This window comes from Cryobacterium sp. PAMC25264, assembly GCF_019443325.1.
Classification (GTDB): Bacteria; Actinomycetota; Actinomycetes; order Actinomycetales; family Microbacteriaceae; genus Cryobacterium.
Genome location: NZ_CP080383.1, coordinates 3,898,019 through 3,911,169, shown reverse-complemented (window position 1 = coordinate 3,911,169; position 13,151 = coordinate 3,898,019). Strand labels below are relative to the sequence as shown.

Annotated in this window: 10 protein-coding genes; 4 read left to right on the top strand and 6 right to left on the bottom strand. The window is 66.9% G+C overall.

Features of this window, described 5'->3' with window-relative positions:
- Window positions 1-19 precede the first annotated feature (19 nt).
- Window positions 20-2,050, top strand: coding sequence for a beta-galactosidase (locus KY500_RS18370; protein ID WP_370626849.1), 2,031 nt, complete (start codon window positions 20-22; stop codon window positions 2,048-2,050).
- 109 nt (window positions 2,051-2,159) lie between these two features.
- Here the strand turns inward: KY500_RS18370 and KY500_RS18365 are convergent, their stop codons facing one another.
- Both KY500_RS18365 and KY500_RS18360 read right to left on the bottom strand, forming a co-directional pair.
- Window positions 2,160-3,320, bottom strand: a complete 1,161-nt coding sequence (locus KY500_RS18365) for a cystathionine gamma-synthase (protein ID WP_219901736.1) — start codon at window positions 3,318-3,320, stop codon at window positions 2,160-2,162.
- A 65-nt stretch (window positions 3,321-3,385) separates the two neighbouring features.
- Window positions 3,386-4,750, bottom strand: coding sequence for a cystathionine beta-synthase (locus tag KY500_RS18360; protein WP_219901735.1), 1,365 nt, complete (start codon window positions 4,748-4,750; stop codon window positions 3,386-3,388).
- 272 nt (window positions 4,751-5,022) lie between these two features.
- Between KY500_RS18360 and KY500_RS18355 the strand changes: the two genes are divergently transcribed.
- Together KY500_RS18355 and KY500_RS18350 are read left to right on the top strand one after the other, a co-directional pair.
- Window positions 5,023-5,715, top strand: a complete 693-nt coding sequence (locus KY500_RS18355; RefSeq protein WP_255579566.1) for a DUF3105 domain-containing protein — start codon at window positions 5,023-5,025, stop codon at window positions 5,713-5,715.
- The gene (locus KY500_RS18350) at window positions 5,696-6,358 is read left to right on the top strand and encodes a DUF305 domain-containing protein (protein ID WP_219901733.1); all 663 of its coding nucleotides are present in this window, start codon (window positions 5,696-5,698) and stop codon (window positions 6,356-6,358) included. Before KY500_RS18355 ends, KY500_RS18350 begins: the two co-directional genes overlap by 20 nt.
- 37 nt (window positions 6,359-6,395) lie before the next feature.
- On the opposite strand, the gene KY500_RS18345 is transcribed toward KY500_RS18350, so the two are convergent.
- From KY500_RS18345 to KY500_RS18330, 4 genes are all read right to left on the bottom strand, one after another.
- The gene (locus tag KY500_RS18345; protein ID WP_219901732.1) at window positions 6,396-8,288 is read right to left on the bottom strand and encodes an ABC transporter ATP-binding protein; all 1,893 of its coding nucleotides are present in this window, start codon (window positions 8,286-8,288) and stop codon (window positions 6,396-6,398) included.
- A gap of 126 nt (window positions 8,289-8,414) precedes the next feature.
- Window positions 8,415-9,398, bottom strand: a complete 984-nt coding sequence (locus tag KY500_RS18340) for a carbohydrate ABC transporter permease (protein WP_066592350.1) — start codon at window positions 9,396-9,398, stop codon at window positions 8,415-8,417.
- Entirely contained in the window at window positions 9,395-10,366 is a 972-nt protein-coding gene (locus tag KY500_RS18335) for a carbohydrate ABC transporter permease (RefSeq protein ID WP_219901731.1), read from the bottom strand. Before KY500_RS18335 ends, KY500_RS18340 begins: the two co-directional genes overlap by 4 nt.
- Window positions 10,367-10,464: 98 nt before the next feature.
- Entirely contained in the window at window positions 10,465-11,826 is a 1,362-nt protein-coding gene (locus tag KY500_RS18330) for an ABC transporter substrate-binding protein (protein ID WP_219901730.1), read from the bottom strand.
- A gap of 308 nt (window positions 11,827-12,134) precedes the next feature.
- Here KY500_RS18330 and KY500_RS18325 point away from each other — a divergent pair, with 308 nt between their 5' ends.
- Complete coding sequence (locus tag KY500_RS18325; RefSeq protein WP_219901729.1) at window positions 12,135-13,145, top strand: LacI family DNA-binding transcriptional regulator; 1,011 nt, start codon at window positions 12,135-12,137, stop codon at window positions 13,143-13,145.
- Window positions 13,146-13,151: the final 6 nt, after the last annotated feature.

Below are 13,151 nucleotides of genomic sequence, written 5' to 3'. Positions count from 1 at the left end.
TAGAAGGAGCCCCAGGCCCATGCCGATCGATACCCCCACCCCCGTCAGCTCCCCCGCCATGCAGCGCCTGCTGCACGGTGCGACCGGCATCCGCTACGGCGGCGACTACAACCCGGAACAGTGGCCACGGGCCACCTGGCTCGAGGACATCGAGCTGATGAAGGAGGCGGGCATCAACCTGGTCAGCGTCGCCATCTTCGCCTGGGGCATCCTGGAACCGCGCGAGGGCGAGTACAACTTCACCCAGCTCGATGACATCATCGACCTGCTGCACGAGGCCGGTATCGACGTTGATCTGGCGACCCCCACAGCCGCACCGCCGGCCTGGTTCTGGAAGAAGTATCCGGATTCACGTCCGGTCACCCGGGACGGCATCACCCTGGGCAACGGCTCCCGGGGTATGGTCAGCCCGTCCAGCCCCGACTACCGCCGCGCCGCCGCGGCCATCACGGAGCAGCTGGCCCGACGGTATGCGAACCACCCCGCGCTCGTGCTCTGGCACGTACACAACGAATACGGCGCACCGATCAGTGACTCCTACGACGAGCACTCCGTCTTGGCCTTCCGGGCCTGGCTGCAGGCCCGTTACGGCACCCTCGAGGTGCTCAACGAGAAGTGGGGCACCACCTTCTGGGGCCAGGTCTACGGTGAATGGGACGAGATCGATGCGCCCCGCCAGTCCGCGTCGGTGAGCAACCAGGCCCAGCGACTGGACTTCCACCGCTTCACCTCGGATGCGCTGCTCGAGTGCTACATCAACGAGCGCGACGTCATCCGCCGCTTCACCCCGGACATCCCCGTGACCACGAACTTCATGGCCACCAACTGCCTCTCCGCCGACTACTGGAAGTGGAGCAGGGAGGTGGACGTCGTCGCCAACGACCACTACCTGGTCGCCGAGCGTGCCGACAACCACATCCTGCTGGCGATGGATGCCGACCTGACCCGGTCGCTGGCCGGCGGGGCGCCCTGGATCCTGATGGAGCACTCCACCGGGGCCGTCAACTGGCAGCCGCGCAACATCGCCAAGCGCGCAGGCGAGCTGGCCCGCAATTCACTGTCACACCTCGCCAGAGGCGCCGACGGGATCCTGTTCTTTCAGTTCCGAGCCTCCCGCTTCGGGGTCGAGAAGTTCCACTCGGCGATGCTGCCGCACGCCGGCGCCGACACCCGGATCTGGCGCGAGGTGGTCGCCCTCGGGCAGTCGCTGGGAGCGCTGGCCGATGTGCGCTCGTCCCGCGTGCACGCGCGGGTGGCGCTGATCTGGGACACCGAGTCCTTCTGGGCCCAGGACTTCGAGTGGCGACCGAGTGTGGAATTGGGCCACCGTGAACGCATCGAAGCGTTCTACAGCGCGCTCTGGAAGCGCAATGTCACGGTTGACTTCGTGCACCCCGCCGCGGACCTCGACTCGTACGCGCTCGTGATTGCGCCGAGCCTCTACCTCGCCGGGCCGGCCGCGTCGGAGAACATCACCGGCTACGTTCGCGGCGGCGGGACCCTCCTGGTGTCGTACTTCTCCGGCATCGTCGACGAGAACGACACCGTCTACGCCGGCGCCGCCCCCGGAGCCCTCCGCGAGGTCCTCGGCCTCACCATCCCGGAATTCCTGCCCTTACACGAGACGGAGACTGTCACGCTGAGCGATTCACGCACCGGCACGGCCTGGACCGACGACATCGTCGTCTCCAGCGCCGAGGTGCTGGCCCGCTACGTGGACGGCCCTGCCTCCGGCGGCCCGGCGATCACCCGCAACAGCTTCGGTGCGGGTGCGGCCTGGTACGTGTCGACGAAGCTCGACGGTGCCGACCTCGACTCCCTGCTGCTCGACGTACTCAACAGCGCCGGTATCGAGGCGGCCCGCGGCGTCGACGGTGTGGAGTCGATCACCCGGTCGTCGGCAACCGACGATTTCAGGTTCCTGATCAACCACACGGATGCCGACCAGGCCATCGAGGCCGCCGGCACCGAGCTGATCACAAACACGCAGGTCCTCGGTACCGTGCTGGTGCCGGCCGGACTCACCCGGGTGGTGCGCAGCCCTCGGTAGGTGCGGGCGCCGATCCCATTCCTAACTGTTACCCGAACGGTCAAATGCACCCGGCGTGCCGGGTGCATTTGACCGACGCGGCTGCAGTTGGGCCGCGATGTAGGGCCGGTCAGCTGGCAGGCAGAGCCTGCGCGAGGTCGGCCAGCAGGTCGTCGAGGTCCTCGATGCCGACGGACAGCCGCACGATGTTGGTCGCCACCTCAAGTTCGGTACCGCGCACCGAGGCGTGGGTCATCTCGGACGGGTAGTTGACCAGGGATTCGACGCCGCCGAGGGATTCGGCCAGCTGGAAGAGGTGCATCGACTCGGCGAAGAGCCGGGCCGCCTGCTCGCCTCCGCGGAACGCCAGCGAGAGCATCCCGCCGAAGGCGCTCATCTGCGACGCGGCGAGCTCGTGGCCGGGGTGGCTCTCCAGGCCCGGGTAGTAGACCTTCTCGATCGCGGGGTGCGTCTCCAGGTACCGGGCGATGGCCAGGGCGTTGCTGCTGTGCCGCTCCATCCGCACCGCGAGGGTTTTGATGCCGCGCACGGTGAGCCAGGCGTCCAGGGGCGCCGAGACGGGGCCGGCAGCGAACTGGATGAACTTGGTCTTCTCGGCGAGCTCGTCGTCGTTGATGACGAGGCCGCCGCCGATCACGTCGGAGTGACCGCCGAGGTACTTGGTGGTGGAGTGCACGACCACGTCGGCGCCGAATGCGAGCGGCTGCTGAAGGGCGGGCGAGGCGAAGGTGTTGTCGACGACAACGACCACACCGTGGCGGTGGCCGACCTCGACCAGGCCGGCGATGTCACTGATCTTCATGAGCGGGTTGCTGGGCGTCTCCACCCAGAGGATCTTGGTCTCGCCGGGGATGATGGCGGCCTCGACGGCGGCGAGGTCGCTCATCTCCACCGTGGTGTTGCGCACACCCCAGGCGCCGTGCACCCGGTTGATCAGCCGGTGGGTGCCGCCGTAGACGTCGTTGCCGAGCACCACGTGGTCGCCGGGCACGAGCACGGCGCGCAGCAGGCTGTCTTCGGCGGCGAGGCCGCTGGCGAACGAGAGGCCGTGCTTGCCGCCCTCGAGCGCCGCGAGCATGGTCTCGAGCGAGGTGCGGGTGGGGTTGCCGCCGCGGCTGTACTCGTAGCCGCCGCGGAGGCCCCCGATGCCGTCCTGCACGTAGGTGGAGGTCTGGTAGATCGGCGGGATGACGGCTCCGGTGGTGGGGTCGAATTCCTGGCCGGCGTGGATGGCGATGGTGCTGAACTTCTGGTTCACGGAGTGGCTCATGGTGGGTCTCTTTTCGAAGAAAGTCGGATGTCTACGCTCGGCTGGCGGGACGGACCCGCACGAAGCTAGACGCTGAGGTAGGTCAGGAGGTCGTGCCGGGTGATGACACCGAGCGGCTTGCCGCCGTCGGTGACGAGGAGGGCGTCGTGTTCGGCGAACGCGGCCCGGGCCGACCCCACCGGTTCGTTCACACCGATCAACGGCAAGGCGTCACCCACGATCGAGCCCACCTTGTCGGTGAGCTGCGACTCCCCGGAGAAGACCCGGGCCATCAGGCTGCGTTCGTCGACGGAGCCGACGACCTCGCCCATCACGACAGGCGGCTTGGCCGCGAGGACAAGCACCTGGGACACACTCGAGGAGGTCATGGTCTCGATCGCGTCGCGCACGGTGTCGTTCGGGTGCACGTACACGAACGCCGGCAGGGTGCCGGTCTTCGAGCGCAGCAGGTCGGCCACGGTGTGACCGGCGGGAGCGTTGGAGAAGCCGTAGCTGCGCATCCAGCCGTCGTTGAAGATCTTGCCCAGGTAGCCGCGGCCGCCGTCGGGCAGCAGCACGACCACAACGGCATCGGCGGGGAGGTCCTTCGCCGCGCGGAGCGCCGCGACGACGGCCATGCCGCTGGAGCCACCGACCAGGATGCCCTCTTCGAGGGCGAGCCGGCGGGTCATCGCGAAGGAGTCGGCATCCGAGACCGCGATGATCTCGTGCGGAACGGCCGGGTCGTATGCGCCCGGCCAGAAGTCCTCGCCAACACCTTCGACCAGGTAGGGCCGGCCGCTGCCGCCGGAGTACACCGAGCCCTCCGGGTCGGCGCCGATGATGCGCACGGTGTCGTCCGACACCTCACGAAGGTACCGTCCGGTGCCGGTGATGGTGCCACCGGTGCCCACGCCGGCAACGAAGTGGGTGACGGTACCGTCGGTGTCGCGCCAGATCTCGGGTCCGGTGGACTCGTAGTGGCTGAGCGGACCGTTCGGGTTGGAGTACTGGTTGGGCTTGAAGGCGCCCGGGGTCTCGCGGGCGAGCCGGTCGGAGACGCTGTAGTAGGACTCCGGGTCGTCCGGCGCCACGGATGTCGGGGTCACGACGATCTCGGCGCCGTACGCGGTGAGCACATTGCGCTTGTCCTCGCCCACCTTGTCGGGCAGCACGAAGATGCACTTGTACCCGCGCTGCTGAGCCACCAGGGCCAGGCCGACCCCGGTGTTACCGGAGGTGGGCTCCACGATGGTGCCACCGGGCAACAGGTGCCCGTCACGCTCGGCGGCGTCGATGATGCGGGTGGCGATGCGGTCCTTCGCAGACCCGCCGGGGTTCAGGTATTCGAGTTTGACGAGCACGGTGGCGGAGATGCCCGTCGTGACCTTGTGCAGCTTGACCAGGGGCGTGTTGCCGATGAGGTCGAGGATGGTGTCAGCGATTTTCATGAAGGGATCCTTCGAACGTGAGTGACGTGGCGCGGAGCGATGCCGGCGTGGCCGCTGGCCTGGTGGCGGTCTGAAACCGGTGAATACGGGTGTGCGAGTCGGCTAGCGAAAGCAGCAACAGGGACACGACGTCAGGATGATCACGGTTTCACTCTAGTCGCCGCCCGGGAGTCCCGACCAGACTGTGAACCAACTGTGAGATGCCCTACTCGGGAAGCGCGGGCGGCGGTCCATACGTTCGAATGAGAGAACAGCAACCGAAAGAGGCCCTCGTGACCCCTGCCCCGCCCAACGGCTCCTCAGCCGGATCATCCACCCCCAAGCCCGGCGTCAAGGCTCAGCGCGCGGCGCAACGGTCCGCCAAGCTCGAGCAGTACCACCGCGAGCAGAAGCGCACTGCTCGCAACCGGCGCATCGGCCTGATCGCGGGCATCACGGCCGTGGTCGCCGTGGTGGGCCTGGTCATCACGTCCGTGGTCCTCACCCCCAAGAGCGCCAGCTACACCGCCGGCGGTGGCACGGGCGCCGAGATCGAGGGCGTGCAGACGTTCCAGAACACGGCCGCCCACGTGCAGACCGCCGTGACCTACCCGCAGACCCCGCCCGCCGGCGGCGAACACAACCCGGCCTGGCTGAACTGCGGCGTGTACACCGAGCAGGTTCCGTCGGAGAACGCCGTGCACTCCCAGGAGCACGGGGCTCTGTGGATCACCTACGACTCCTCGCTCAGCGACGACGACCTGGCCACGCTGCGCGGCCTGCTGCCCTCCACCTATGTGATCCTGTCGCCGTTCGAGGGACTCGACTCCCCCATCGTGCTCAGCGGCTGGAACACACAGCTGGCGGTCGACTCGGTCGACGACGAGCGCATCCCGACCTTCATCCAGGAGTACTGGCAGAGCACCTCGGTTCCGGAGCCCGGTTCCCCGTGCACCGGCGGTATCGATGGCCCCGGCAAGGCGTAGCGTCGGCGCCAGGCGCGTCACCCTGATCATCGCCGCCGCGATCGCGGTCGCGATGGTCGCGCTGGTCGGCTACTCCGTGGGCCGTTTGAGCGCGATCGACAGCCCCGCTCCCACCGCGACGAGTGCCGAGGCCGGATTCGCCCGCGATATGCAGGTGCACCACCTGCAGGGGGCCGAGCTGGCCATGATCATCCGTGACCGCACCGCCGACGAGGAGGTGCGCCGGCTCGCCTACGACATCGCCCTCACCCAGTCCCAGCAGGCCGGCCAGCTCTACGGCTGGCTCACCGAGTGGAACCTCACCCAGGCCGGCCCCGAGCCGTCGATGACCTGGATGACCCGACCCGGCCGCTCCGACTCAGGCCACGGCCACACCGGCGGGGCGCACACCCCTGGGCAGCGGATGCCCGGACTGGCCACCGACGACCAGATCGCCGCCCTCACCGCGTCCACAGGTGCGAACGCCGAGCGGATGTTCCTCACCCTGATGATCGCGCACCACAGGGGCGCCGTCGACATGGCCGAGGCCGTGCAGGACCGCGCCAACAACCCGTCGATCCTCGGCTTCTCCAACTCGGTCATCGTCTCCCAGGAGTCCGAGATCAACCTCATGGAGTCCATGCTCGCCGCCCGCGAACTGTGACTTAAGCCCCACAAACCCGGGTTTTTCGGGGCTTAGCTCACAGTTCGGAAAGCCGTTCGGGGGCCTGCTCGGCGTAGAGCTCGGCGTAGGTGCCGCCGGCGGCGAGCAACTCCTGATGGGTGCCCGACTCGACCACCCGGCCCGCGTCAACCACGAAGATCACGTCGGCTGTCACGATGGTCGACAGGCGGTGCGCGATGGCGATGGTGGTGCGTCCGCGGGACGCGGTGTCCAGGGCGGCCTGCACGACGCGCTCCGAGATCGCGTCGAGGGCGCTCGTGGCCTCGTCAAGGATCAGCACTTCCGGGTCCTTGAGCAGCACCCGGGCGATCGCGACCCGCTGCTTCTCGCCGCCGGAGAGCCGGTAGCCGCGTTCGCCGACGACAGTGTCGTACCCGTCCGGGAACGACGCGATGGTGTCGTGGATATTCGCGGCCCGCGCCGCCGTCTCGAGTTCGGCATCCGTCGCGTCGGGTTTGGCATACCGCAGGTTCTCGGCGATGGTGGCGTGGAAGAGGTAGGTCTCCTGGCTGACGATGCCGATGTGGGAGACGAGGGATTCCTGCTCCAGGTCGCGCACGTCCACGCCGGAGAACAACACCCGGCCCCCGGTGGCCTCGTAGAACCGTGGGATCAGGTACGAGACCGTGGTCTTGCCCGCCCCGCTGGGCCCCACGAAGGCGGCGAACGCGCCGGGCTCGATCGTGAAGGAGACCGCATCAAGGGTCGGTCTCGATTCGGCGGACGCATCCGGGTACGCGAAGGTCACGGCGTCGAACTGCACCCGCCCGGTCACCGCGGGCACCGGCTTGGCGTCCGGGGCGTCACTGATGGCCGGGGTGAGGTCGAGGTACTGGAAGATGCGCGCGAAGAGCGCGCTGGAGGTCTGCAGGTCCAGGGCCACGCGCATGAGGCCGAGCAGGGGAAAGAGCAGCCGCGCCTGCACGGTGGTGAATGCCACGACGGTGCCCGCGGTGATGTCGGTGGCGCCGTTGGTGAGCAGTAACCCGGCCACCAGGTAGACGATGGCCGGGATGCTGGACAGGAAGATGCTGACCATGGCGAAGAACCACTGGCCGCTCATCTGCTGGCTGACCTGCAGCCGCACCTGATTGTCGTTCTCGTGCGAGTACCGCGCGATCTCGGCATTCTGCCGGGTGAAGCTCTTGGACAACAGGATGCCCGACACGCTCAGGGTCTCCTGCGTGATCGCGGTCATGTCGGAGAGCGACTCCTGCGTCTTCGACGCGATGCGGGCGCGCACCTGGCCGACCCGGCGCTGAGCGAACACCAGGATCGGCATCAGGATCACCGCGACGATCGCCAGCTGCCAGTTGAGCAGGAGCATGGCCACGAACGCCGCGATCACGGTGACGGCGTTGCCGAGCACGCTGGAAACCGTGTTGGTGAGCACGCCGGCCACCCCGCCGACGTCGTTCTGCAGCCTGGACTGGATCACGCCGGTCTTGGTGCGGGTGAAGAAGCTGAGCTCCATCGCCTGCAGGTGGCTGAACAGCCGCACCCGCAGCTCGCCCATCACCGAGTTACCCACCGTGGCGGTGAGCCAGGTCTGCCAGACCCCCAGCAGGGCCGTGGTCACGTACGCGGCGATCATGAGGACCACGAGCACGGTCAACCGCTGCAGGTCGGGTCCGCCGGATTCGGGGAAGAGGCCCTGGTCGAACGCCCGCTGGATTAGCAACGGCGGCAGCACCGACAGGCCGGCGGAGAGCAACACCAGGATCACCGTGACGGTGAGCTTGCGGCCGTGCGGCGCGAACAGGGCCCGGATGCGTCCAAACAGGTTCGGGATCACGGGCGCTTCGGCGTTCTCAGCCTTCTGTGCCTGCGGGTCGTCGCCGCTGACGCGAGTGCGGCGCCCCCGGAATTGTTCTGCGGGGCGTGCTCCCCCGCCGTGCATTCCGCTCATTGCTTCACTCTAAGTCAGCGGACCGACCCCGAAGACTCGGGGTCGGTCCGTCGCGGTGATGCCAGTGCCGGCATCAGCCACGTCTGGAAGGTGACTCAGAGCATAACCTCTGGCCTGGCCAGGGGTCTATCCCTTGGTCGAGCCCGCCAGCAGGCCGCGCACGAAGTAGCGCTGCAGGCTGAAGAACACGATCAGCGGCACCACGAGCGACACGAACGCCGCTGCCGTCAGCCTCTGCCAGTCCTGTCCTCTGGTACCGGTGAGCTCCGCCAGCCTCTGGGTGAGCGGCGCCACGTCTTGTGTGCCGCCGGAGAAGATCAGCGCTACGAGCAGGTCGTTCCAGACCCAGAGGAACTGGAAGATCGCGAAGGACGCCAGCGCCGGAACGGCCAGCGGCAGCACGATGCGGAAGAAGACCTGGCCGTGGGTGGCGCCATCCACTCGCGCCGCCTCGATGACCTCGCCGGGGATCTCGGAGATGAAGTTGTGCAGCAGGAAGATCGCCAGTGGCAGCGCGAAGATCGTGTGCGCGATCCAGACCGGCAGGTAGCCCTGCTCGGGGATCATCGGGATCAGGTCGTGCACCCAGGCTTGGCCGGGGCGCAGGAACTGGGTGAACATCTGCAGCAGCGGGATCAGGGCCAGCTGCAGCGGCACGATCTGCAGGGCGAAGATCAACACGAAGAGGGCGCCGCTCCACTTGAACTTGATCCAAGCGAAGGCGTACGCGGCCATCGCGGCGATCACGAGCGGGAACAGGGTGGCCGGGATCGCGATAGCCAGCGAGTTGACGAAGTAGGCACCCAGCTGCGGCGACGACTGCGAGGTGCTGAACAGCACCTCCTTGTAGTTGTCCAGGGTGAAGCCGGGGTTTTGGAAGATCGTCCACCAACCGGTGGTGCTGATCAGCCCGGCCGGACGGAACGACGAGATGAACAGGCCGAAGGTGGGCAGGGTCCACAGCACGGCGATGACGAGGGCCACCACCGTTGCGGTGCGCGAGGTGAGCCGGCGCTTGACCCGCTCGGACTTGCCGACAACCTCGGCGGTCGTGTTCGCCTTCGACGTGGTGGCACCCGGGATGGGCAGGTCGACTACGTTGTCGCTCATCGGATCTCCCTCTGCTGACGCAGGATTCGTACGTTGTAGATGACGATCGGCAGCACCAGGAGGAACAACACGATCGCGAGCGCGGCGCCACGGCCCTGCTCGCCGGCCCGGAAGGCCTGGGTGTACATCTCGTTGGCAATGACGCTGGTGTTGAAGTTACCGGCGGTCATGGTGCGCACGATGTCGAACACCTTGAGGGTGGCGATCGAGATCGTGGTGATGACCACGACCAGCGAGCCACGGATGCCCGGCAGCGTCACGTTGGTGAACCGCTGCCAGGGGTTGGTGCCGTCGAGCTGAGCGGCCTCGATCTGCTCGGTGGGCACGCCCTTGATCGCGGCGGAGCAGATGACCATGGCGAAACCGGTCTGGATCCAGATCATCACGACGATCAACAGGAAGGTGTTGATGGGCGAGGTCTGCAACCACTGCACGGGTTCGGCGCCGAACCAGACCAGGATCTGGTTGAGCAGCCCGATCTGGGCGTTGCCGCCCGACTTGTAGTCGTAGACGAACCGCCAGATGATGCCGGCGCCCACGAAGGAGATGGCCATGGGCATGAACACCAGGGCCTTGAAGTACTTTTCACCGCGGGACTTGTCGATGAACATGGCGTACGCCAGGCCGATCGCGGTGGAGAGGATCGGAACCACGACGACCCAGATCACGGTGTTGCCCAGGGTGACCAGAGCGGCCGGCTGGGTGAACATCCAGACGAAGTTCTCGCCGCCGACCCAGTCTCCCTTGCTATTGCTGAAGGCCAGCAGCGACGTGCGGAAGGCCGGGTAAATCAGCCCCACCGCCAGCAGGATCAGGGCCGGAAGCAGAAAGAAGGCGAGTTGCCAGTAGTCGCGCCCACGTTTGGGCGCTTTGTCGATCAGAAAGAGGATGAGCCCGATGACGAGCGAGAAGGCGGCGAGAGCTGCCACCACCTGAATTATCTTGCCGAGTAGATCCGCGGTCGTCATTGGCCGGACCCTTCTATGGTGTCGAGGAAGAAGCTGCGAAGAGTGGGAGGTATGCGGGTGGGTCCGCCTCACGGCGGACCCACCCGGTCACGCTGGTGCTAGCTCTTCGGCCAGCTGGACTCGATGGTGTCGACAACCTTCTGGGTGTCGTCGCCACTGAGCCAGTTCACGATGCCCTTCCAGAAGGAGTCGGTGCCCACGGCACCCGGCATCAGGTCAGAGCCGTCGAAACGGAAGACCGTGTTCGGGTTCTGCAGGATCTCGACGCTCTGCTTCAGGATGTCGCTGGATGCGAGCGAGGCGTCCAGGCCGGTGTTGGCGCTGATGACGCCGCCCAGCTCGACGCGGTTGTTCGCCCAGGTGTCACTGGAGAGGTAGCTGAGCACTGCGGTGATCTCGTCGCTCTCGTTGAACGCGCTGACCAGCTCGCCACCACCGGTGACGGCCTGCTCTCCGCCGGCCTCGGCGGGCGGCAGCAGGAACGCGTAGACGTCGCCGTCGGGCGCGACCGTGACGGCGGAACCGTCGGCCTTCTTCCAGAAGCCCTCGTAGAACGAGGCCTGGTGGTGCAGGGCGCAGGTGCCGTCAAGGATCGGAAGGCCGGCGTCGCCGAACTCCGTGGAGATGATCGAGGACACGTCGCCGAGTCCGCCGTTGACGTACTCCGGGTTCTTCAGGATGTCGCCGACCGAGTTGAACGCGGTGACGATGGCTGGGTCGTTGAACGGGATCTCGTGCTTGACCCACTTGTCGTAGGTGTCCGCTCCGGCCTGGCGGAGGACGTAGTCCTCAACCCAGTCCGTTCCCGGCCAACCCGTAGCGTCACCCGATCCGACACCGGCACACCACGGCACTGTGCCGTCTGCGGCGATCTTGGCGGTGAGGGTCATCATCTCGTCGAGCGAGGTGGGGATTTCGTATCCCTTCTCCTTGAACATCGACGGCGAGTACCAGACGTAGCCCTTGACGCTGGCCATCAGCGGTGCGGCGTAGAAGGTGCCGTCGGACGCGGTGCCGTAGCCCTTCCAGTCCGTCGACCACCATTTGTCAACGTTGGCCTCGACGGCCTCGGGTGCGGGCTTGAGGAAGCCGGCGTCGGCGAGCTTGTTGAACAGGCCCGGCTGCGGGATGATCCCGATGTCCGGCGCGCTGCCACCCTCGGCGAGAACGGCGATCTGCGCCTCGAACTCCTTGGTGCCGGTGTAGTTCACGGTGATACCGGTGCAGGCCTGGAAGTCGGCCCAGGACTGCACGAGGCGGTCGGCCTCGACGTCCTGAATGGTTCCACCGATGCTGACCTCGGGGTTGCCCTCGAAGGTTCCGTAGTCGGTGTAGGCGGAGCAGTCGGTGTCGGCCGCGTCCTGTGCGGCGATGTCGCCGGTACAGCCGGTCAGGGCCAGTCCCATCACTGCAGCTGCAGCGACCGGGACGAAAAGCCGGCGATGCTGTTTCACGCTCATGCAAATCCTCCTCGTTGAGTGTTGCTTGTGGTCGCTCCGGCTTCTCCGAACCGACCGAATGTGTACTGCAGGTGCTCTGGGTGACACATCTGGAAACGGTTGCATAAGGAACCGGTTCCACACCACAAAGTACGGCACTGACTGCTTCGCCACAAGCCCAAAATGATTACGGATTGGCAAAGATCGCGCTCTCACGGTAAATCGCGCAGACGAGCATCACGCTCCGGTCCCGACTTTATGGAACCGGTTCCACTGGCAGGAGGGAACCGCTAGGGTGTGCACTAGCGTTTCCAAGGACGGAGGCTGAGATGAGCGCAATAGCCGATGTCGCGCGCCTCGCGGGAGTTGCCAAGGCCACGGCGTCCCGCGCCCTCAGCGGCCGGGGCTACGTCTCGGACGAAACCCGGCAGAAGGTCGTCGCCGCCGCGGCCCTCATCGGCTACGTCGCCTCCCCCAACGCCGCGAGCCTCGTCACCGGTCGTACGCAGAGCGTGGGGGTGATCATCCCGTTCATCAGCCGCTGGTTCTTCTCCGAGATCCTGGAGAGCCTCGAGCAGTCGCTGCTCGCCCAGGGCTACGACATGACGCTCTACAACCTGCCCACGCACTCCGTCGAGCGGGAACGGGTCTTCGATTTCTTCCTCGCCCGCAAGCGGTTCGACGGCGTCATCTCGGTGGGCGTCGAGCTCAGTGACGACGAGGTGACTCAGCTGCACCGCCTCGGCCGCCCGCTGGTGGGTATCGGCGGCGAGATCCCGGGCGTGCACACCATCGCCATCGACGATGTCGCCACCGCACGCCTGGCTACGGAACACCTGCTCAGCCTCGGGCATACCGACATCCGCCACGTCGGCGGCGACCAGATCGACCAGATGGACTTCGCCGTGCACACCAAGCGGCTGACCGGCTTCAATGCGGCCATGCGGGCCGCCGGCCACTCGACCGACGACGGATTCTCCGCCTGCGCTTTCACGGTTCCGGGCGGATACGAGGCGGGACTCGCCCTGTTCGGCGACCCGCGCCGCCGGCCGACGGCCGTGTTCGCCGCGAGCGACGAGATCGCCGTCGGGCTCATCATCGCCGCCAGGGAACTGGGAATCCAGATCCCCACCGAGCTCTCGGTGATCGGCATCGACGGGCACCCGTATGCCGAGATGTTCCGGCTCACCACTATCGAACAGCATCCGCGCAACCAGGCCCGGATGGCCGTCGACTGGCTGCTCAGCGCACTCGAACAGCCGTCGACCGTTGGCACGGCGCAGCTGACCCGGGTGCCGACGAACCTGGTGATGCGCTCCAGCACGAGCGCGCCGCGCTGACCGGAT

What these genes read in the sequence shown, in the direction of transcription:
- KY500_RS18370 (WP_370626849.1), top strand. Translation starts at nt 20, where the DNA reads ATGCCGATCGATACCCCCACCCCCGTCAGCTCCCCCGCCATGCAGCGC.
- KY500_RS18365 (WP_219901736.1), bottom strand. Translation starts at nt 3,320, where the DNA reads ATGAGCCACTCCGTGAACCAGAAGTTCAGCACCATCGCCATCCACGCC.
- KY500_RS18360 (WP_219901735.1), bottom strand. Translation starts at nt 4,750, where the DNA reads ATGAAAATCGCTGACACCATCCTCGACCTCATCGGCAACACGCCCCTG.
- KY500_RS18350 (WP_219901733.1), top strand. Translation starts at nt 5,696, where the DNA reads ATGGCCCCGGCAAGGCGTAGCGTCGGCGCCAGGCGCGTCACCCTGATC.
- KY500_RS18345 (WP_219901732.1), bottom strand. Translation starts at nt 8,288, where the DNA reads ATGAGCGGAATGCACGGCGGGGGAGCACGCCCCGCAGAACAATTCCGG.
- KY500_RS18340 (WP_066592350.1), bottom strand. Translation starts at nt 9,398, where the DNA reads ATGAGCGACAACGTAGTCGACCTGCCCATCCCGGGTGCCACCACGTCG.
- KY500_RS18335 (WP_219901731.1), bottom strand. Translation starts at nt 10,366, where the DNA reads ATGACGACCGCGGATCTACTCGGCAAGATAATTCAGGTGGTGGCAGCT.
- KY500_RS18330 (WP_219901730.1), bottom strand. Translation starts at nt 11,826, where the DNA reads ATGAGCGTGAAACAGCATCGCCGGCTTTTCGTCCCGGTCGCTGCAGCT.
- KY500_RS18325 (WP_219901729.1), top strand. Translation starts at nt 12,135, where the DNA reads ATGAGCGCAATAGCCGATGTCGCGCGCCTCGCGGGAGTTGCCAAGGCC.